This is a genomic window from Fundicoccus ignavus, from assembly GCF_009659375.1.
Classification (GTDB): Bacteria; Bacillota; Bacilli; order Lactobacillales; family Aerococcaceae; genus Fundicoccus; species Fundicoccus ignavus.
In genome coordinates this window covers 153,645-175,136 of sequence record NZ_WJQT01000003.1, presented here as the reverse complement: position 1 = coordinate 175,136, position 21,492 = coordinate 153,645, and the positions used below count along the sequence as shown (strand labels likewise).

Below are 21,492 nucleotides of genomic sequence, written 5' to 3'. Positions count from 1 at the left end.
CTTCCAGCCTAAATTTATAAAAGTAAATTATTCAGCTAATTCAGCTTCGATTGGGTCAGTGTTACCTTCAGCAGCTGCTGCTAATAATAATTCTGCGTATTTCAAGAATGAATCAGATGTACTTGATGCACCAGAAACTACTTCAATACCTTCAAGTGATTGTTTTTCAACTAATGCAGCATTCAATTCTTCTACTGCTGTAGCGAAAGAAGTTCCACTTCCTTCTTCCATGTTAGTATTGTATTCTTCGTCTTCTGATTTCAAGTTACCATCAGCATCAACCATGTCGTATTTAGATTCTGTGATTACGCCACCTTCTACAACAATTGTGAATTGGTGAGCCCAACCACGTTCGTCAGCTTCTGTTGTTAAAGTATATTCACCATCTTGTAATTCGCTTAACTCATCAATATTGATTTCATCAGTATTACCTTCAGCTGCTGCTGCCAATAATGCTTTAGTTGATTTAACGAATGTTTCAGATGTTCCAGTAGCACCAGATACAACGTCTACTTCAGCTGATTGAGCTTCAACTAATGCTTCATTTAATTGAACCATTGCATCTGCTGCAGATACACCAGATTTTTCTTCCATCATAGTATTGTATTCTTCATCTTCAGATTTCAAGTCGCCTTCTGCATTCACGTAGTTAAAGTCTGAAACTGTAATTTCTCCATCTTCTACAGTGATTACGTGTAATACTGACCAACCATTCTCATCTTCATTCGAAACAGCTGTATATTCGCCATCAACTAAAGCTTCTGTTGACTCTTCTACTGATTCTTCCTCAGATGTTTCTTCTTCTACTGATTCTTCTTCAGATGTTTCTTCTTCTACTGATTCTTCCTCAGATGTTTCTTCTTCTACTGATTCTTCTTCAGATGTTTCTTCTTCTACTGATTCTTCCTCAGATGTTTCTTCTTCTACTGATTCTTCCTCAGATGTTTCTTCTTCTACTGATTCTTCCTCAGATGTTTCTTCTTCTACTGATTCTTCTTCAGATGTTTCTTCTTCTACTGATTCTTCTTCAGATGTTTCTTCTTCTACTGATTCTTCCTCAGTTGTTTCCTCTTCTACTGATTCTTCCTCAGTTGTTTCCTCTTCTACTGTCTCTTCAACTGTCTCTTCTGAAACAGATTCTACAACACTAGAAGTTTCCTCAGTTGTTGATTCAGTAGCTGTGTCATCGCCGGCACATGCCGCTAAAACAAAGACCGAACCTAATAGTAATGTGCTTTTAAGAAAAACTTTTTTCATTTCCATTTAATTTCTCTCCTTTTACTAAAAAAATAGTTTTATACTAGATCTTAATTTTATACTAAAACAATTTAATCATTTTGTCTAGTAAAGTGCTAAGTTAACATTAAAAATTTCTTTTCATAACAACGCTTAGCAATTCTTTTATATCGTTCATTTCTTTTCTTTTTGAAAATTTATCCATTTTACTTAATGCTTTATTCAAGTAAGCCTTAACAAATCCTTCTGTTTTATCAAACACTTCAAATTTATTAAGTTCTATTACTAAGTCATCTAGTTGATTCTCACTCCAAAGATGTCCTCTAGAAAAAAGCAAGCTATAATTAAAATCATTCTCTTGCATTGCTAGAATTAAAGGCGCAGTATATATTCCGTTTTGAACATCTTGTAATTGTGGCTTACCTGACGCAGTCTGATCTATTTTATAATCAATTAGATCATCCGTTAATTGGAAAGCCATACCTATTTCTAACCCAATATAAAATGCTTGACGACGTTTAAATCTACTTACTTCTGGATGAGCAGTCCCAGAATAAGTGGCCAAAGCAAATAATATTGCCGTCTTTCCTCTAATTTGTCTTAAATACTGGTAGATAGAAATTGATGGTTCAAATTGATTTTGTAACTGACTAATTTCGCCATCTAATATTCTTTCCATCGCCCAATCATCTATACTATCCCCTTCAAACAACTTATACGCTTTCTTAAATAACCTGCCAGAATAAGCTAATAAATAATCCCCTGCGTATATCGCAATACGATTAGAGTGCGTTTTATGAAGTCCCTGGATGCCTCGTCGATTATCAGCTTCATCAATTACATCATCATGAATTAAAGTTGCAAGATGTAACATTTCAATTCCGGCTGCGACATATAGTATTTCTTTCGGCAATTTCTTATAATTTAATTTTGCAAACATTAAACAAAGACCTGCTCTAGTGTATTTTCCTGGTGCATCTACATACTCTCGTATTTTATTACTTACAGAGGGAGAACTTATCGCTAATTCATCGTGAATTATCTTCTTCACATCATATAAGGCTGTTTCTATTTCAGGGTAATTTCGCCAAATTGCATGTACCAAGCCTATCTCTCCCCGTTCTACTATGATTGTTATATTATACTACATTGATTGGTAAACAACGAAATATATTATAGTTTCAAAAATAAAAAAGTACTGATAGTACTTACGGTGATTTAAGCAGCTATGACGTATCATGTGCCAACCTTTCTCACCAAAGTATTACCAGTACTGTTATTTAAAGTCTATTAATTATTGGACACCTTGCTTGTAAATATGTTTAGGTGTGCCATAAGCCCATTTATCTAGGATTTTCCCTAACCAAGGTAGCACCCAGTGATCTAATCCAAATGCTTTACCTGCACCATTCATAATTGCTAAAGCAGCTGGAACGAACCATAAGTTAACCCATACGAACATACCTGATAGACAGAACATTGCTACTAATGCAATTGTAACTGCACTTACTAACCAAGTGAAGAGACCTGCCATTAAACATAAACCAATTCCTAGTTCTACTAATGACATCATTTTTTGCATAAATAATGCAACATCTTGGTTTGGCATCATGAACTCCATGATTGAAGCAAACCAACCTGGCATTGAATCGAATACTAACATTGGTTCTTCACCATATACATAGTTCAAGCTAAATACTGTATTAGCAACTTCTGTTGCAGCAGTTGAAGCTGATGAAGTTGCTTCTGATGCACCTGATACAACATCTTGTAGCCATGGGAATGGGAATACTACAGTATCTCCAAACCAAGATGTACCATCGAACATACCGAAAGTTTTCTTCAATCCTTCAACAGTCCACATTGCACCATAGAACAAGCGCATAGGAACTGACCAAAGAATATTTCCTTTAGTTGATGTGTGCCCTCGGAAGATATTGCGTTTATGTTTTACATCGAAGAATTCATCTTTAACATATCTAACCGCATAGTATAAACTTCTAATACTTAAAAAGTAAATTACGTTACTTGCATGTTTAACAAACATAGCTAAGAAACCTTGTAAATGATATTTTCCATATAATAAAGCTACGCCGTAACGAGAACCGATTGAAACCATGTTTCCATCATATTTCCCTTTGTAAGCTTCTTTTTCTTCTCCAGTAATTGCTGCAATTAAGTTTACAGCAGCTGTATGTCCAGTTTGTTCAGCAGCTTGAACGATTTGAGGTGTTGGACGTCCAGTTTCAGGTTCTTCGTAATAAACTACGTCTCCTGCCATCCATACATTATCATAACCTTTAGCTTGCATGAATTCATCTGCAACTAAACGTCCAGCTCGAGCTCTTTCAAATCCCCATTCTGCTGCTTCTTGATTTGCTTGAACACCAGCAGTCCAGATTGTAGTATAAGATGGAATTTTACGTCCTGAAGCTAATTCAATGTGGTCTTCTGCAACTTTTACAATTCCATCGCCTAATGAAACTTGAATACCTTCTTTACGCATGAATTTTAATGCACGTTCTTGCTCAACTTCTGTAACAGTATTTAAGATTGAAGGTGCTGCTTCAACGTTATGAACTGAAATTTCATTTGTATTAATTTTGTATTCTTTTGCTAAGATTGGTAACCATTCATTTAATTCTCCAACCATTTCAACACCTGTAAAGCCAGCTCCGCAGACTACAAATGATAACATTGCACGACGTTTTACTTCATCATGTTCGCGCGATGCTGCATATACGATTTCTTCAACATGATTGCGTACTCTCTCAGCTGCTTCCATTGACCATAAAGTAAATCCGTGTTCTTTAACACCTTCAACACCAAAGTCGTTGGCTTCACCACCGATAGCTAAAATTAAATAATCATATTTATAATTGCGTTGTTCCCCAACTAATTCTTGCTTATCGTGATCAACCTCTTTAATAGAGTCTGTTACAAGATTAACTTTCTTGTATTTGTTAAAGATACGTTGTAAATCATATTTGATTTCATCAGCAGAGATGCGCGCTGCAGCAACCTCATGTAGTTCTGTCATATAAGTCATATATGAATGTCTATCAATCAAAGTGATATTTACAGAATCATCTTTCTTAAACTTCTTACCTAATTTTTGAGCAGCAGCTATACCTGCATACCCAGCCCCAACAATAACAATTTCTTTTGCCAAAATTTCCACTTCCCCCTTCAAAATTTATCCTCATTAAGTATACCTTTCACAAGCGGAAAAGACAACTAATTTTTAATTTTAATTTAAATATTAGTTCAGTAGTAGCAATAGCTCATTAAATCCTTACTCAGTTGATTTGTTTCTAATTTTCTAATAATTATAGGTTAAATATGTGATTGAACAAACAATCGTTTTGGATTTTATTAGTCTCAATTTTATGTATATTCTCTTCAATAAAATCATTTCCTTTCTTGCAAATGAATTTGAATCTGTGTATTATTGAGTAGTTAAGTCTCTGTAGTGTAATGGATATCACGCAAGATTCCGGTTCTTGAAATGGGGGTTCGATTCCCTTCAGAGGCGTTCATTTTACTTAGTAAAGCTAAACAAAAAGCTTGTTATAAAGCTTTTTTAGATTTTCAATCAATTGGTTTAAAAGCCTTTCACAAAGCTTTTCTAGTTCGTACATTTTATCTCTATGGAGGAACAGTTTATGAGAAAAAGTAAGTATCAAATATTAGTCTACATTGCTATGCTTGCTGCTCAAGCTGTAGTTATTAGCATTCTAGAGCAAATGATACCTTCTCCATTTGCTTTTGCTCCAGGAGCAAAATTGGGACTAGCGAATTTAATCACAGTGATCGCTATTTTCACCTTACCTAATAAATACAGTTTTCAAGTGGTTGCGGTTAGAATTGTTGTGACTATGTTAGTAGGTGGTACGCTTTCTACTTTCATGTATAGTTTAATTGGTGGTTTTCTGAGCTACTTTGCAATGCTACTAGTAAAATTATTAGGTCCTAACCGTGTTAGTATAATTGGAATTTCTACTATGGGTGGCGTTATGCATAACTTCGGCCAATTGGCTGTTGCTGCTCTCTTTGCTAGATCATGGTCTGTTTTCAATTACATGCCAGTTCTTGCTGTTAGTGGAATTCTAGCGGGATTTGCAGTTGGCTTTGTTGGCAACTACTTATTAAGCAAAATTAGTCGCTTACGAATTTATCATGAAGAATTAATTTCAAACACAAATCAAATCAGTTGGTTAGAATAATAAAAAGCTTGCAGTCATTTAAATGACTGCAAGCTTTTTTCAATTTATTTATTTCTGAGAGACCAATAAAATCAATCAATGACTAATTAATTAAGGAAACCTTGTGTATCAACTAATTCTAAAATTCTAGCAACACTACCATCACCATATGTTCGTTCTACAGAAACAATGCCGTAATTAGGTGCTATATAATAATTCAATTGAATGGCTTGACCATTAACGTGTTGTGATTCAGAAACAATTACTACATTTTCATAAGGAGTATTCCCTGATACATAATAATCAATCACATCAACTACAGTTCTTATTTTTTCATTTTGATAGCCGGAATAAAATGAAGATCCCACACTTAAATCACTCGATAAAATTAAGGATTCATTCCCATCGTTCGCAAGTTCCGAGTATCTTAAATCCTGAACGACATTATAGTTATCATAAAAAGCTAATTCATATAATCCAGAACTTCTAATTTGATAAACATATGCTACAGCTTTGGCTTCTGTAAAGGCTGCTACTTGAAAGATTCCATTCGCGTCTGGAGTATATTCCATGATAATATCTTGAGATGAGAATTCACTTCCATCACCTAGATATTGATAATTTAAAAATTGTGAATATGGAACGACTTCACTAAAGGATACATTTTTATTAACCACCTGTTCAGTTTCAGTCGAGTTAGATTCATTCGCAAAGATTATTTCTGGTTGCCAGCTTGTAACTAACACACACGTTAGTAACATTAGTCCAACTTTTGATATTTTAATTAACTTATTAGAAGTTAGTATTTCAGTCAAAAATTGTTCCCTCCCTTTCTAAGTAATAAGTATAAATTCTATACGATTACCTTCTGTTCAAACATATTATAGCATATTCTTTTCTCGACTTAAGTGAGTTTTAGTGGAAATAATTTTGAAATTATACGCACTATTTTTGAAGTTTATGAATAAAATATGTTTTTTTTATGAAGATTTCATATCGTCTTGTTAACTTGAACGGTTCTTTCGTTTATGTTCACTCTCTAATATGTTATTCTATCATAGAAATGAAAATTATACGCTAACTATTTTTGCGTTTTATAAAGGAGCTATGATTATGACAAATTGTATTTTCTGTAAAATTATTAATAATGAAATCCCAAGCGCTAAGGTATATGAAGATGAAAAAGTTTTAGCTTTTCTAGATATGTCTCAGACAACACCAGGACACACCTTAGTAATTCCTAAAGAACATGTGCAAGATGTATTTGTTATGGATGAATCGACAGCAGCAGATTTATTTGCTCGAGTACCTAAAATTGCACGCGCAATAGAAAAGGCCTTTCCTGAAATAAAAGGAATGAATATTGTGAATAACAATCGTGAATTTGCTTATCAATCAGTATTCCATTCACATGTTCACTTGATACCACGCTTTGAACAAGATAATTTTGCAATAAACTTTGAGAATAATCAAACATCATACTCTCAAGAAGAATATGCTGACAGAGCAAACAAAATTTCTCAAAATATCTAAATTTTGTTTCTAGTATAGAAAGGAAGATATTTATGTCAAGCTTTAAAAGCGGTTTACTCTGGGGAGCATTTTTCGGAGGTTTAGCTGGTTTAATGAATGCCCCTCGTCCCGGAAAAGAAACACGTGAGATGCTTAAAGATTATATTACTCAAACAACTGATGACGTTAATGACCTCAGATTTAAAGTAGATAATCTTAAAGTGGCAATTCAACGTTTACAACAAGAGAGCATCAAAAGTTCTAAGATTATTAATGAGGAAATCCAAACAACGCTTCAACATTTTAATGAAGAAACTCAACCAAGAATTCGTAGAGTAATGGATAAATCAGATTTATTAGTTAAAAACTTAGAGAAAAATTCACACATTTGATTTTTATGTGCTTAATTGAAATTTTAAGCTTCAGTTAAGGTTCATTATGTTATAGTATTGATTAAGCAACAAAACTACTTCATTTAATAGAAGTGTTAAATTATATTTTTAGGAGATGGATCATCCATATGAAAAAAGCATTATTAAGAGTTGCGACAAGCGCAGCTGCATTAACAATTTTATTTGCAACACCTATTCAAACCGCTGTTCTTGCCCAAGACGACATAATCGCAACAATAGGTGAAAAACAAATTACTAAAGAAGACTTTTATCAAGAAATGAAAGCTTATTACGGTAATTCTACCTTACGTACTTTAATTTTAGAATCAGTCTTAGAGCAATCAGTAGAAGATTCAGCTGCTAATTTAGCTGCTGCTGAAGAAGAAGTTGCCCTACAAGTGGAACAATCAGGTGGTGAAGAAGTCTTCACTCAATTACTTGCTTACCAATCTTTAGGATCAATTGAAGAATTCACACACCAAATCTACGTTAGTTTAATGTTAGAAGAAGTTGTTTCTCGCGAAGTTGATACATCAGATGAAGCAATCCAAACATATTATGACAATGAGTATTCACCAACCATGGAGGCTCAACATATCTTAGTTGAAACTGAAGAGGAAGCCCTAGCAGCAATCGAAAGAATTAATGGTGGTGAAGAGTTTGATGCTGTCGCTCAAGAATTATCACTTGATTCTTCTGCATCTAACGGTGGATTACTAAGTCCATTCACTACTGGTCAAATGGTTACTGAATTTGAAGAAGCAGTTAAGGCACAGGCTAATGGTGAAGTTACACAAACACCAGTTCAATCTCAATATGGTTATCATGTAATTAAAACACTTGATAACGGAGAAAAAGCTCCTTTAGCGGACATTAAAGAAGAAGTAACAAACCTATACATTGAAAGTAAATTAGCTGACTCTAATTTCTCTTATACTGTAATTGGAAAATTACTTGAGTCTGCTGACGTACAAATTAACGATGAAGACTTAAAATTAGCAATTCAAGATTTAATTGATTTAGCGAATCAACCTGTAGAAGAAGCTGCAACAGAGGAAGCTACAACAGAAGAAACTACAACAGAAGAAACTACTGAAGAATCTTCAGAGGAAGTAACAGAAGAAACTACTGAAGACGCAGAATAATAACTATATTTAAGAGGAGTACTTTAATGGTACTTCTCTTTTTTATTTTTTGGAAAGACCTAATCTTTTCCGTAGTATCTCTAACTCAAACTTATAATCCCATCCTCGAGCTACTCCGAGGACTTTAAATTAAGTTTCATGGTTTTAATTTGATTCTATCACTTTAATTTTGTTGGAATTCTAACCGTAGCTCAGCGACTTGTTTTCCAAAGCGCTATAAAGGGCAATCGGCACAGCTGCTCTGACTATGAGCCAAGCGAAGTAGACAGAGCCCAGCCGATTGAGCTTTCAAAGCCGAACTTGCTTTTCGACTTTGAAAGCGACCACCGCCTTGGTAAACAATCCTGATCGAAGCACAATACTTGATAAAAACATAATATTTATAATTCAATATACAATTAAAAACCATCTTTAAAGCAATTAATTTAAAATGCTTTAAAGATGGTTTTATTTAAAATTCAAATTCGTTTTGTTGATTGATCATCTCCACTACTTGTGGATATAATTCTTGATACTTTTCTTCATAAGACACAATTGCTTTTTCTTCCAAAAGGTTTGCTAATGAATGCAAATGCACCATCCAGTTGGTTACTTCTTCTGCACTTTTTTCTTCAACATCAGCTAACCACTTGGTAAAAATTAAATCCGTTTGATCGATTTTTTCGGATGGATTTAATTCAAGAGAAATAGTATTCATTCCCCAAGCAAAAGACAAATAATTCGAAGGTTCTACATCAAGAACCATCATTTCCTCTAACTCACCATTATTGTGCTTAACTAATAAAGAACCTCCGGGTTTTAATTGTTTAAATTCCAAACCAGGATACCATCGTTTTAACTGGCTATTTTCTGTCAGCATTTTCCACAGTAAGTCTGGACTGGCATTAAAAGTGCCAAAAAATTCAATCGTTAACCCCTGTTTAACTGATAGATCGTCTAAGCTTGACGAATGATCATGATGGTGGTCATGACCACAACCGCAATGTTCGTGGTGATGGTGATGTTCATGGTCATGATGATGATTTTGTTCTGACATATTCTCACTCCAGTTCCTATTTAAAATCAGGTTTAAATATCTGTCTACGCTCTAAAGCATAGATCGGCTCACTGAAATTTCCTTTTTCGACTTTATCTAAAGCGGTCGTCATCATATTGATTGTTGCGTCCATATTATCAATTTGATGAATAACTTCAGCTTCTAAAACTTGAGGTAAGACCGGACTTCCATACTCCTGTTTACCATGATGAGCTAAAATGACATGTTTCAATAATACTACCGCTTCATTATCAGGATTAATGCCAATTTCTACACATGCACGATCAATCATTTCACTCATAATCACGATATGCCCCATCAATTTACCTTTTAAAGTATATTCAGTCGAAATTGGTCCACTTAACTCAATCGTTTTGCCAATATCATGAAGAATAATTCCTCCTATTAATAAACTTGCGTTTAATTGTGGATAAATTTTCAGCATTGAGCGCGCAATTCTTAACATACTAATTGTGTGAAAACTTAAACCTCCTGCTAACGCATGATGATGACGTTTAGCTGCTGGATACGTATAAAAATCTTCATCAACCTGATGTAATATTTTGCGGACGATTCTTGCGATGTTTGGTTCTAGAATTAAAAATAACGCTTCTTTTAACTCAGCATCTATATCATCTTTTTTCAAAGAGATTCTCTCTACATATAAAGTCGGATCGTTTGGTTCTCCCTCTTCAGCCAAACGTAAAGCTTTGATTTTGACTTGTGGTGATCCTTGATAAGTATCTCTTTCACCTCTTAAGAAAGCGACATGTCCAGCTTGATAACGAGCAATCTCTTCATCAGTTGCAGACCAATACATTCCATCCATTGAGCCGGAACGATCTTGAAAACTGAATGCGATAAATGGTTTGCCATTTCTAGCAATTCTAACATCCGCTGATTTAATTAGAACAAACAAACTAAATTCTTCGCCATTCTGTAAATCATATAATTGTGTCATCTCTCTCCTCCTTAATCTTCCAATTCTATTTGAAGTTTTTCAGACTCTTCACTGTCTTTTTCATTAGAATTTTCTATATTCTCTACCGTGTGATCAATTTCATCTAAATCAATTCTCTGTTGTTCTGCAAAAGATTCTTTAGCTTGTAAGTCGAAGGTAAAGAACAACACTTGATGTTTTTCTGAGAACCTCTCTAGTACTTGGTACATACTAGTTTTACGAATCTCATCAAAGTTTACAAATGCATCATCAATTAGAATCGGCATATTAATCATTTTTAAGGCATTTTCAACGAAAGCCAATCTTAACGCTACATAAAGTTGCTCCAATGTACCTTGAGATAATTCATGTGGTTCAAATAAGATATCACTAAATTGTTTAACTTTTAGACCAGTTTTATTTAACTTAATTTGAGTATAACGTCCATAAGTTAATGTTGAGAATATTTCATCGGCTTGTTGATTCATTTCGGGAACCGGATTATCCATACCGTGTCTTAATGTCTGATAAATCAATTCCATTGCCACACGTTTGCGTCCCCACTCATAGATCGATTCGCGTAGTTCTTCTTTTTTACTCTCCATTAATTGAACTTGCTCTTGATAAGTTCCGTCTTGTTCAAGTAAGTTGATTTCAACAATCAAGTTTGCACGTTCATTATGATGTGGTGTCAATCTTTCTTTTGTTAAAATTAGTTCTTGTTCTAAACTTTGAAACTCTTCCTGTAGTGCTTGTTTAGTTTCAACTTCAGCTAACGCTTCTTCGAAACCTTGCATTTGATCTTTATACAGTGTACGTTTTTCTTGCAAATCTTCAATCAGTCGATTAGTCGATACTTTATGACGGAAAACCAATTCATTTTCACTATCAGTTTCCTTAAATAACTTACTAATAATGGCCTCGCTCTCTTTGATTAGAACTTTATTCTTCTCAATGAGTTCGCGTGATTGTTCCATTCTTTCTTGAATAGCCTTTCCACGTTCTTGTGAACGAGCAAGTGCTACCTCAACTTCTTCAACATGACGAATCAACGAACGGGTACTATCATCAACAAGCGGAAATCTTTCAAGTAATGGCTGAATTTCTGAACGCCATTTAGATATCTTTTCATTCAATGCTTCACGCTCTGCTTCAAAATGAGCTCGTTGGGTTTTGGCTTCGAAATATTGTTTGACTGGATTAGTTTTTAATATAATTTCAGGATCGGCAGTTGGATAAAAACCAATTGCAACTAACCAACGCTTTTGTTGAGTTAGTACATTCTCAATTTCAGCTGTAATAGCCTCTAATGCTGATTCTCTTTCATTAATCTCTGTTCCTAACGCTTTGCTTTGTTCATGATACTGAACTTCTTTTTTACGTAGTTCTGTAATTTTCTCAATAATAGGGCTGTTCTTAAATGCAGCATGGTGTTTACGATGTTCCATAAATATATAAGTAATACTAAGGAAACCTAATACTGCAATTGCTAAGCCAAGCCAAGTATAAATGGATGGGCCGCCTTCACTTGAAAAGAAATTAATCATCACAACAACAATACCAACTAATAAGAATATAAACCCTAAGAAATAATGATTTAAGCTAGTTGATTGCATTAATTGTGCTTCTTCGTTTAAACGCTGATTTTCTAGTTTCGCAACCTGCTGCCTCACGATTGCACTGAAGTTTTGTTGTTCTTTTCGCTGATCTATATAAACTTTTCGCTCTGCTTTTACAGCTTCTTGGTGTTTTTCTAAATCATCAAGTTGAGATTGGATTGCTAAGCCTTCTTCAACTTTTTCATTGTATTCTAAATCTTGCGATACTTTTTCTGGATAGAATTGACCGCGGCGTGCCAATTGCAACATCGTTTCATTTTGTTCTTGAATTCTTTCAACGGTCTGTTCAAATTTAGCTTGCGCTTCCTTAGTTTTCTGAGTTTCAACAATCCATTTTCTACGCTCATCTACATGATTATTAGCCCAATTCAAGCGTGTTAAGGTTCCTAATTCACCTTGTAAATTGCGCAAACGTTCTTCATTTTGAATAATTGCAGTATTACTATCTTCAATACGTTTACGATTAAGTTCAAGAAGCTCAATCCCTTTTTCTGGAATTTCTGTATAAACAAGTTGTTCCAATTCTCTTTTGGCAGCACGATCTTTTAAGTAAATATCATACCTTCCAACTAACTTATCTTTTTCTCTTATTTCAAGATCCAAACGATTAATCTCTTGATTAAGACTCCTAATGATTGTTTCTTGATGAGCTTGTTGCTCAATTAAAGAATCGTAGCGTGCCATATTCGTTTCTATTCGTTGAATATTTTCCGCAAGTGATTCAAATTCAGAAAGCATATGATTTAATGGACGATTTTGAGCTTGTTTGCGATATAAGCCATCTGTTTCCTTTTCATATTCTTTAGCAATAGCTAAAAACTTATCGCTTCCAAGTGCACCAATACTTAAGAAATAATCACTTATTTTATCTGCATCAATATTAGAAAGTTCTTGTAAATTTTGTAAATTGAATGCATAAAAATTATCAAATAGTGTTTCATCTAGGCCGCCTAATACTTTTTCCAATGTATTATCTGGTAAACGTTCGCCTTCTTCTGTAGTAACGGTGAATATTTTGTTCGTTCTTTCAATCCAAATACTTCCGAATGAAGTATCTGTTAGTAATAGTCGTCCACCATAAACTTCTCCGTGCCTAGGTTCATAACGATTTAGCTGATTCACACGTCGTCTTTTAGTTGGAAAACCAAACAACATACTTCTAATAAACGATTGTAATGTCGATTTTCCAGCTTCATTCTGTCCATAAAATAATTGTAAGCCATCACTAATATCAAATTTTTGGTTAACCCATTTACCATATCCATAAATATCTAATGTTTTAATCTTCATGGGTTACCTCCTTGATATCAAAGCCAATTGTTTGAATCATTAATTGTTGAGCTGACTCAATAATTGAATGCTTGAGTTCTTCATCATCCTTAAACTCTGGTAACCAATTCTGAATAATACTATGTTGAAAAAGGTCTTTCATGATATCATCATAAGCATTCCCTTCAATTAGGCGCTGACTGGCTGCATGAAAACTTTGGTTAAGATTTTCATCATATTGAAAAGCATCTAATGTCATATTCTGGGTTAAATAAAGTTTGGCCACCGCCACAAAAGGCACATCTACTTCAACACCACTTGTTTCAAAAGCAAAAGAAAGTTCACCTTTTTCGATTTGCTCTTGTAGTTCTTGAGTTAATCTTTGTCCGTTTGATAGTGTAATTGTCAAAATTTGTGACTGAGAAGATGCTTCCGCCTCACTGCGATAGTTAGCAATTACTTGTTCAATTTGTTGAACAATATCATTCGCTTGCCAATCTTGTTGACACTCAATTGTAGCACTTTGCCACAATATCGGCGCTAATGAAATAAATTCATTTTTGGCCGGTGAGTTCTTTGTTAGCTCAACAATGTACGCCCCTTTATCACCTAACTCATTTCGATGTCTACCTTGGATAGTTCCTGAATATTGAATTAAAGGGACTGAATTCAATACGCCCGCTTGATGAATATGGCCTAAAGCCCAATAATCGTATTGCTTGCTTACTAATTCTTGTACTGTAAACGGCGCATAATTACCCGCATCTTTGGCTTGTCCATCAGCTAAAGCGCCATGTAATAATCCAATTGTGTAGTCGGTTTCTCTGGGATTTAGAGGAAACTCTTGCGATTTTCTTTCCTTAATCCATTTTTGTAGATAACTAAAGCCATAAAAACGCACAGTCTCTTGATTCTTTGATGTTAAATCAAATTGTTCTACATCTTCAGAAAGAAAGGCATACACATTATCGGGGTAAATCGGTGATTTCTTATCTGGTCTCAGATAATCATGATTACCATGATTTAACACTACAGGAATACCTGCTTTGTTCAAACGAGTCAATTGGTTCATAAAGAAGTTTTGAGCATAAATCGTTTGCTTTTCGGCGTTATAAACATCGCCTACTATTACAATGAAATCAACTTCTTGGTTAATAGCGATTGATACACATCTCTCAAAAGCTTGATAAGGCGCCTGGATTAATTGCTTATGAATCGCCTTACTTTGTTTCATCATTCCTTTGAACGGACTATCTAAATGCAAGTCAGCAACATGCATAATTTTCATTAAAAGCACTACTCCTTTCCTTATTAGTCATTACGATTCAACATACATAATTGAAAAAAATCAACTGAAAGTTGAATCGAATGCATTCGATTGACTCTCAGCTGATACAAAAAAATGACTACAAAGTCTTATCATCAATTTTAAGATTGATACAATTCGTTAAGTGGTTTGACGATAACTTTATTAATATCTTCAATCACTTGGCTTAATTGTTGTTCGCTACTCATTAATTTTGAAATAGCTTCATCAGTCGTTACTTTCATGAATAATTCTTGAAGTGCAGCTACTTCTTCTTCGCCTACTTCTTGATTTTGCATTTGTTTCATTTGTAACTCTTGTGATGTGTCTCTAAATTGATTAAACAATTCTTTGGATGCTTCGTTTGATTGTACTGCAGTATAAGCCTCTTGCAAGTCCTTAAATACTGGTAAATTACGAATATCTCGTTCTAATTGGTTTGCTGTGTCATAAATATTATTTGCTGTCATGTCATACTCCCTTTCTACTCACTATCTATCATAGCAAATATTGCTATTACTTTCCATGAAACAAGACGTAATTTTAACAAAATATTTTTAATAATCCTTGAGTAAACAATACAATTTTTTAAAATGGTAAGTCGATCGTCTCCAACCACTCTGAACCTTTATTAATCAGATCAACGGTGACCTCTTTCGTTGATTGCCACAACTCTCCTGCTTTCTCTCGAGCTAAATCTAAATTTTCTGAAAAAGCTTCTTGCCAATCATCGGACCAACTAGTTGTTTGCAAGATATTGGTTGTTTCATTCATTTGAGAAGCATAAGTCACATCAAATGGTGTCTGTTCTGATACAGACATCAGATTCGTTGTTTGAATATTGAATAATGTCCCCATTCCTGAAGGCATCAAATCATCTAACGACTCTTCTCCAATTTCATCCAAACCTACCCAAGTTACAATCACAAAATCTGGCGTATAACCAACCATCCATTTATCACGCGTTTCCATGTTACCTTCAGATACTTCAGTACTACCTGTTTTACCAGCAATTTGACCCCAATCTGGACCAGCACCATAACCAGTACCATAACCACTATAAGAGTCTAACATCATACTAGTCATATCCGCGGCTACGTTTTTAGTCATCACCATGTGGCGGGCCGGTTTTTCGTTGTTATAAACGACTTTACCTGATGAATCCTCGATACGACGAAGGAAATAACTTTCAATTCGTACACCCTCATTCGCAAACGTTGCATACGCACTCGCTAATTGAACAGGTGTCACACCCGTTTGAAGCGCACCTAAAGCAAGAGTCAACGTTTGATCTGCTTGAGGAACGTTGATTCCAAATTGTTTTAACTTTTGCACAGAACGATTAATTCCCAGTTCATTCATTAAATAAACTGCTGACGTATTTTTACTCTGAGCTAAAGCATAATATAATTCTACTTCTCCGCTTGGGTCTGTATATAAGTCATAGTTTTCTGGCGTATAGTTATTACTTCCGTAACTTTGGACGACGTCAGGTACAGCAGAATGTATACTATAGCCTGCTTCTAGGGCTGAAACATAGATTGCTAAAGGTTTAATTGTCGATCCTGGTGAACGATACATATCTGTGGCACGATTAAAACCACGATAATTATAGTCACCACGACCACCATAAACTGCCATTACCCCACCAGTATCTGGATCAACGACAGCACTTGCACTTTGCACGAGCGGAGTTCCTGTCCCATCATCACCGAAAATCCAACTATTATTATCATAAGAAGCATTCAACATTTGTTGCGCTGAAGGTTCTAAATTCGTATAAATCTGATAACCTTTCGATAACAAATCAGATTCAGGTATGTTCGTAAGACTTACAGCCTCATTAATTACCGCATCAAAATATGACGGATATTCATGTCCTTGTTCTGTTTGAATATACGCATCATATAACTCGATGGCACTACTCTGAATATAAGCTGAATCTTCTTGAGAGATGATTCCTTCAGAAGCTAGATATTCTGCAATCGCATTACGTCTTTCAATTGCAACCTCATAATCATCGATTGGATTAAATATGGAAGGACCGTTCAAAGTAGCCGTTAAAACCATACTTTCATTCCAATCTAAATAGACAGCTGAATGTCCAAAGTATTTCATCGACGCATCTTCAACGCCCCATACACCATTACCGAAATAGGCATTATTCAAGTACATTTCAAGAATCTCATCTTTGGTATAGTGCTTCTCAACTTCTAGCGCTAGAAACAGCTCTTTAAATTTCCTTTGGAAAGTCTGATCTAGTGTTAAAAAGGCATTTTTAGTCAACTGTTGTGTAATGGTACTACCCCCACCACCCGACAAATCACGTTTCAATAACAAACTAACAAACGCACGCCCGATACCAATCGTATCGAAACCATTATGTTCATAAAAACGTTTGTCCTCTGTACTGACTAATGTTTCTCGCATTTGTGGCGATATTTGATCTAATGTGACATAGGTTCCTTTTTGAGCCCAGAGCGTCCCAGCCTTTTCATCATAGACATCATAAACCGTTGTTTGATTCATCAAGCCATCTTGTAAAGTTTCGACACTGGTCGTTTTAGCAATAATTACTAAATACGTCGACATCATTAAAGCTAATGACATCCCGAGAAATATTAACCATTTCCAGCCTCGATAATAAACCCAAAGGTTCTTAAAGCCTTGCCATATTTTTTTCCACCGAGACATTTCATGTGGGTTATAATAATGATCACTCATTGTCATGCCTCACTTTCTTATACAATTTATTTAGATTATCTCATTCAATCCAGCTAGATTCCTCATGCTAGCGACTGATTTTAATAGTCGAACTTCATTATAACTGATTATTGATACTTCCGCTTAATTTCTCGTGAATTTGCTAGAAAGTTTTAAAGCAAATTTAACATATGCTGTGAACCATTCTCTTTCTTTAGCTTTTATTGCATTGCCCAACATACATGCCGTTTGAAATCGTATTTTGGCTGAATAATAATGGCTTTATTTAGCTGATTGATTTTCCTAAGCGATACTAGTAGCAACCGCATAGAAAAAAATAAGCTGAGACAAACTCAAAGTTCGCCTCAGCTTAACATCCAATTTATTCATCTAGCAGCTCTTGATACAGAGCAATATACTGTTCTGTTGGTTTTTCCCAGCTGAAATCTTTATTCATAGCGTTTTGCACTAATGTCCGCCAAGCAAATTGATTATTACGGTAGACGTCTAATGCTCTTTGAATCGTATCCCATAAATTATGCGTATTAAATCCATAAAAACTAAAGCCTGTGCCTTCGCCAGTATACTTATTATACGGCTCAACAGTATCTTTTAGACCACCCGTTTCATGCACAATTGGTAAAGTTCCATAGCGCATAGACATCATCTGAGATAAACCGCAAGGTTCAAACGCACTCGGCATTAAGAACAAATCACTTCCAGCATAAATTAGTTGTGCCAGTTTGACATCAAATGTAATGTTGCTACTCATTTTATCTGGATATTTCTGACCAAAATAATGGAATGCTTGTTCGAAATGAGGATCACCAGTACCTAACAGAACCACTTGAACATCTTCATGCAGTAAGCCGTCCAATAACTCCTCAATTAATTGAAAGCCTTTTTGATCGGTTAATCGACTAACGATTCCAATTAAAGGAACGTCATCCTTGACTGGCAAACCTACTTGTTTCTGAAGTTCAGCTTTGTTCAAGTACTTACCACTCAAATCTTTAGCATCAAAGTGATGAGGAATCATCGGATCTGTACTCGGATTGTTCAAATCATAATCAATGCCATTAATTATCCCATGGATTTTCCAATTATTATATCTCAGAACCTCATCAAGATTTTCTCCAAATGCTGGAGTAGTTATTTCCATCGCATACGTTGGACTTACCGTCGTCACACGATCTGAGAAATTAATTCCACCTTTTAAAAAATTAGCTCGGTCAAAATATTTCAAACCATCATCTGTATAAGTATTGTACCCTGTTCCAAAAACATTAGTCAGAATACTTGGATCAAAAACACCTTGGAAACGCAAATTATGAATCGTTAATACTTTGCGAATATTACGTAATCTCTCTTTCCAATGATAGCGATCCACTAATAAAACAGGAACCATCGCAGTATGCCAATCATTACAATGGATAATATCTGGAATCCAGTCAATCACCTCTAACATTTCAATGATTGCCGTTGAAAAGAAGCCAAAACGCTCGCCATCATCCCATTCACCATAAATACCTGCACGATCAAAATAGCTCAAATTATCGACAAAATAGTATAGAATACCTTCGTGATTTAAAGTTTTAATACCACAATAGACATTCTTATCGCCTAATTGAAATCTAAAGTGAACTAATTCAGTTAGTTGCTCTTGATACTTTTGTGGCATTTGAGAATAATTCGGTAAGACTACTCGAACATCAACCCCTTGCTTCACCATTTCCTTAGGTAAAGCATAGGCAACATCTCCTAGGCCTCCAGTTTTGAAAAAAGGTGCTGCTTCTCCTGATGCGAATAGTACTTTCATGCTTGATCCTCCACTGCCTCAATTATTGTATTCTTTCCAATGACGATTAAATTATCGGGACTTCCGATCACGCGTGCATTTGGTTGAATAATACAATCTTTATCAATAATTGCATATTCAACATGCGCACCTTCACCAATTTCTGTCCCTTGAATGATGACGCTATTTTTAACAACTGCATTCCGATTAACTTTGACTCGTCGATGAATAACTGAATTGTTCACAGTTCCATAAATTGATGATCCAGTAGCAACAATCGATGAATTAACATCAGAACCTTCGCAATAATACGTTGGACTACCATACTTACTTTTAGTTAAAACTGGTTGACTCGTGTAGAATAATGCCGAAAAGTTTTGACGTTTCAACATATCCATATTTGCTTGATAGTAACTCTCGATTGAATCAATATTTGCAATATAACCTGTATATTCATAGACATTTACTGAATAATTCAATAAATAGCGTTGAATCACCTGATCCAAACTCGTATATACGCCGTCTTCAATAGCCTGATCTATAATTTCATTCACAGTTTCAATCGATAGCAAGTACATATTCAAACTCTGATTAACCACTACTTCATCAGTTAGTTGGCCATTTTCTTTTAAACCTACTACTTCACGCTCATCATTTAATGTTAAAGATCTTTCAAATGGATGTGATTTACCAATCTGATTTCTATCTAAAACTTTATAAATCACTGTAATATCTCTTCCACTCTCGAGATGTTGTTTGTGAGCTGACTTGATATCTATATTAGCAATAATTTTACTACCAGCTACAAAAACATAACTAGCACGAGAGCGATGCATGTAAATTCGATGGTTATAATAGAAATCTTCATCATCATTTTCTTCATGATGAGATAATTTCCAATTTTGTTGAGAAAAAGTAAAAATACCTCCTTGTGTGTGTGAATCGAAATCCCAGGCGTCTCCAGATCGTATGTGATCATATATAGCACGTCCCGAATCACCTATAAACAAAGCTGCAGATGGAACGTTTGCATGAGAGATACTGGATAATAAAAAATCAATTATACGATAACGGCCAGCAAATGGTAATGCCGCTATTGGTCGTGTATTCGTTAATGGTTTAAAGGCTGCATTGTCTTCTGTTAAGTTTAGTATTGCTGCTAATCTATTCTTCACCATCATATTTTGGCCCCCCTACTATTTCTGCATACCCAATTACCGCTATATTGTCTCTTGTTCCAATCACACTAGCACCATCTGGAATTACAGCATTTTCTCCAATAATCGCATATTCGACTTGACAATTTTCTCCAATTGTCACATTCGACATAATCACTGAATCTTTCACCAGTGAGTTAACACCCACTTTAGTATTCTGAGATAGAATAGAATGTTGGATATTCCCCGATATATAACAACCATCATCAATCAATGATGAACGTAATGTTGCGTGCTCTGTTATAAATTGTGGTGGCGCAACTCGATTCGACGTATACACTCGCCATTCTTTTTCTGTGATATTCAATGGGTGGTCTGGATCTAAAAATTCCATATTCGCTTCCCAGAGACTTTCGATTGTTCCTACATCTTTCCAGTAACCTTCGAACGCAAATGCAAAACAATTTTCACCATTTTCCAAATAAGTTGGAATGACGTTTTTTCCAAAGTCTTCCATTTCACGAGCTTTAGCTTGATCTTCAATTAAATAACGTCTTAGCGTTGCCCAATTAAAGATATAAATACCCATTGAAGCTAAATTACTCTTAGGTTCAGCTGGTTTCTCTTCAAATTCAATAATTCGATTTGCTTGATCTGTATTCATAATACCGAACCTCGAAGCTTCTTTAATAGGAACTGGTATTACACCTACCGTTAAACTGGCATTATTCTTTTTATGTTGCTCCAACATTTCGCTATAATCCATCTTGTAAATATGGTCTCCAGATAAGATTAAAACATATTCAGGATCCATTAAATCGATGTAATCAATATTCTGAAAAATAGCGTTCGCTGTTCCTTTAAACCATTTTTCACCATCAGAACTTGAATAAGGCTGTAATATTGTGGCACCACTATCGCGTCCGCTTAACCCCCAAGCACTACCATTTCCGATATGGTCGTTTAATTCTAGAGGTTGATATTGTGTAACCACTCCTACATTGCGGATGCCTGAGTTAGCACAGTTACTTAAAGCAAAATCAATGATACGATATTTTCCACCGAATGGCACTGCAGGTTTGGCAGTTTGCTTAGTTAAAACACCTAAACGAGTTCCTTGCCCTCCTGCAAGTATCATAGAGATAATTTCTTTTTTCATTAAGCTTTGTCAGAA

At 35.1% G+C, this 21,492-nt stretch carries 17 protein-coding genes and 1 tRNA gene; 5 read left to right on the top strand and 13 right to left on the bottom strand.

The window, feature by feature from the left end:
- Positions 1-27: 27 nt before the first annotated feature.
- From GF867_RS03960 to GF867_RS03950, 3 genes are all read right to left on the bottom strand, one after another.
- A complete protein-coding gene (locus tag GF867_RS03960) occupies positions 28-1,263 on the bottom strand; it encodes an FMN-binding protein (protein WP_153831814.1) in 1,236 nt (411 codons plus the stop codon).
- Positions 1,264-1,363: 100 nt separating this feature from the next.
- A complete protein-coding gene (locus GF867_RS03955) occupies positions 1,364-2,341 on the bottom strand; it encodes a polyprenyl synthetase family protein (protein WP_153831813.1) in 978 nt (325 codons plus the stop codon).
- Between the two features lie 189 nt (positions 2,342-2,530).
- On the bottom strand, positions 2,531-4,408 hold the full coding sequence (locus GF867_RS03950) for an NAD(P)/FAD-dependent oxidoreductase (RefSeq protein WP_153831812.1): 1,878 nt from the start codon (positions 4,406-4,408) through the stop codon (positions 2,531-2,533).
- Positions 4,409-4,699: 291 nt separating this feature from the next.
- Here GF867_RS03950 and GF867_RS03945 point away from each other — a divergent pair.
- Positions 4,700-4,771: transfer RNA gene (locus GF867_RS03945), tRNA-Arg, on the top strand.
- A 130-nt stretch (positions 4,772-4,901) separates the two neighbouring features.
- Entirely contained in the window at positions 4,902-5,462 is a 561-nt protein-coding gene (locus tag GF867_RS03940; RefSeq protein ID WP_153831811.1) for a Gx transporter family protein, read from the top strand.
- A gap of 86 nt (positions 5,463-5,548) precedes the next feature.
- On the opposite strand, the gene GF867_RS03935 is transcribed toward GF867_RS03940, so the two are convergent.
- Positions 5,549-6,256 (bottom strand): hypothetical protein, encoded by a 708-nt coding sequence (locus GF867_RS03935; protein ID WP_153831810.1) that lies wholly within the window; start codon positions 6,254-6,256, stop codon positions 5,549-5,551.
- A 298-nt stretch (positions 6,257-6,554) separates the two neighbouring features.
- Here GF867_RS03935 and GF867_RS03930 point away from each other — a divergent pair, with 298 nt between their 5' ends.
- The 3 genes from GF867_RS03930 to GF867_RS03920 all read left to right on the top strand — a co-directional run bounded on the left by GF867_RS03930 (position 6,555) and on the right by GF867_RS03920 (position 8,490).
- Positions 6,555-6,974 (top strand): HIT family protein, encoded by a 420-nt coding sequence (locus tag GF867_RS03930; RefSeq protein ID WP_153831809.1) that lies wholly within the window; start codon positions 6,555-6,557, stop codon positions 6,972-6,974.
- A 32-nt stretch (positions 6,975-7,006) separates the two neighbouring features.
- Positions 7,007-7,345 carry a YtxH domain-containing protein gene (locus GF867_RS03925; RefSeq protein ID WP_153831808.1) on the top strand — a complete coding sequence of 113 codons (339 nt, stop codon included), beginning with the start codon at positions 7,007-7,009 and terminating at the stop codon, positions 7,343-7,345.
- Positions 7,346-7,473: 128 nt separating this feature from the next.
- Positions 7,474-8,490, top strand: coding sequence for a peptidylprolyl isomerase (locus GF867_RS03920; protein ID WP_153831807.1), 1,017 nt, complete (start codon positions 7,474-7,476; stop codon positions 8,488-8,490).
- A 451-nt stretch (positions 8,491-8,941) separates the two neighbouring features.
- Here the strand turns inward: GF867_RS03920 and GF867_RS13810 are convergent, their stop codons facing one another.
- The 9 genes from GF867_RS13810 to GF867_RS03875 all read right to left on the bottom strand — a co-directional run bounded on the left by GF867_RS13810 (position 8,942) and on the right by GF867_RS03875 (position 21,477).
- A complete protein-coding gene (locus GF867_RS13810) occupies positions 8,942-9,526 on the bottom strand; it encodes an SRPBCC domain-containing protein (RefSeq protein ID WP_153831806.1) in 585 nt (194 codons plus the stop codon).
- A gap of 16 nt (positions 9,527-9,542) precedes the next feature.
- The gene (locus tag GF867_RS03910; RefSeq protein ID WP_153831805.1) at positions 9,543-10,487 is read right to left on the bottom strand and encodes a 3'-5' exoribonuclease YhaM family protein; all 945 of its coding nucleotides are present in this window, start codon (positions 10,485-10,487) and stop codon (positions 9,543-9,545) included.
- 11 nt (positions 10,488-10,498) lie between these two features.
- Complete coding sequence (locus GF867_RS03905) at positions 10,499-13,375, bottom strand: ATP-binding protein (RefSeq protein ID WP_153831804.1); 2,877 nt, start codon at positions 13,373-13,375, stop codon at positions 10,499-10,501.
- A complete protein-coding gene (locus tag GF867_RS03900) occupies positions 13,365-14,642 on the bottom strand; it encodes a metallophosphoesterase family protein (protein WP_153831803.1) in 1,278 nt (425 codons plus the stop codon). Before GF867_RS03900 ends, GF867_RS03905 begins: the two co-directional genes overlap by 11 nt.
- A 140-nt stretch (positions 14,643-14,782) precedes the next feature.
- Positions 14,783-15,130, bottom strand: a complete 348-nt coding sequence (locus GF867_RS03895; protein ID WP_153831802.1) for a YlbF/YmcA family competence regulator — start codon at positions 15,128-15,130, stop codon at positions 14,783-14,785.
- 118 nt (positions 15,131-15,248) lie between these two features.
- The gene (locus tag GF867_RS03890) at positions 15,249-17,384 is read right to left on the bottom strand and encodes a transglycosylase domain-containing protein (protein ID WP_253940722.1); all 2,136 of its coding nucleotides are present in this window, start codon (positions 17,382-17,384) and stop codon (positions 15,249-15,251) included.
- 361 nt (positions 17,385-17,745) lie between these two features.
- Positions 17,746-19,182 (bottom strand): glycogen synthase GlgA, encoded by a 1,437-nt coding sequence (gene glgA / locus GF867_RS03885; protein ID WP_153831801.1) that lies wholly within the window; start codon positions 19,180-19,182, stop codon positions 17,746-17,748.
- Complete coding sequence (gene glgD, locus GF867_RS03880) at positions 19,179-20,342, bottom strand: glucose-1-phosphate adenylyltransferase subunit GlgD (protein WP_253940721.1); 1,164 nt, start codon at positions 20,340-20,342, stop codon at positions 19,179-19,181. The genes glgA and glgD overlap by 4 nt, the downstream gene beginning before the upstream one ends.
- On the bottom strand, positions 20,326-21,477 hold the full coding sequence (locus tag GF867_RS03875; protein WP_153831800.1) for a glucose-1-phosphate adenylyltransferase: 1,152 nt from the start codon (positions 21,475-21,477) through the stop codon (positions 20,326-20,328). The genes glgD and GF867_RS03875 overlap by 17 nt, the downstream gene beginning before the upstream one ends.
- Between the last annotated feature and the right edge of the window lie 15 nt (positions 21,478-21,492).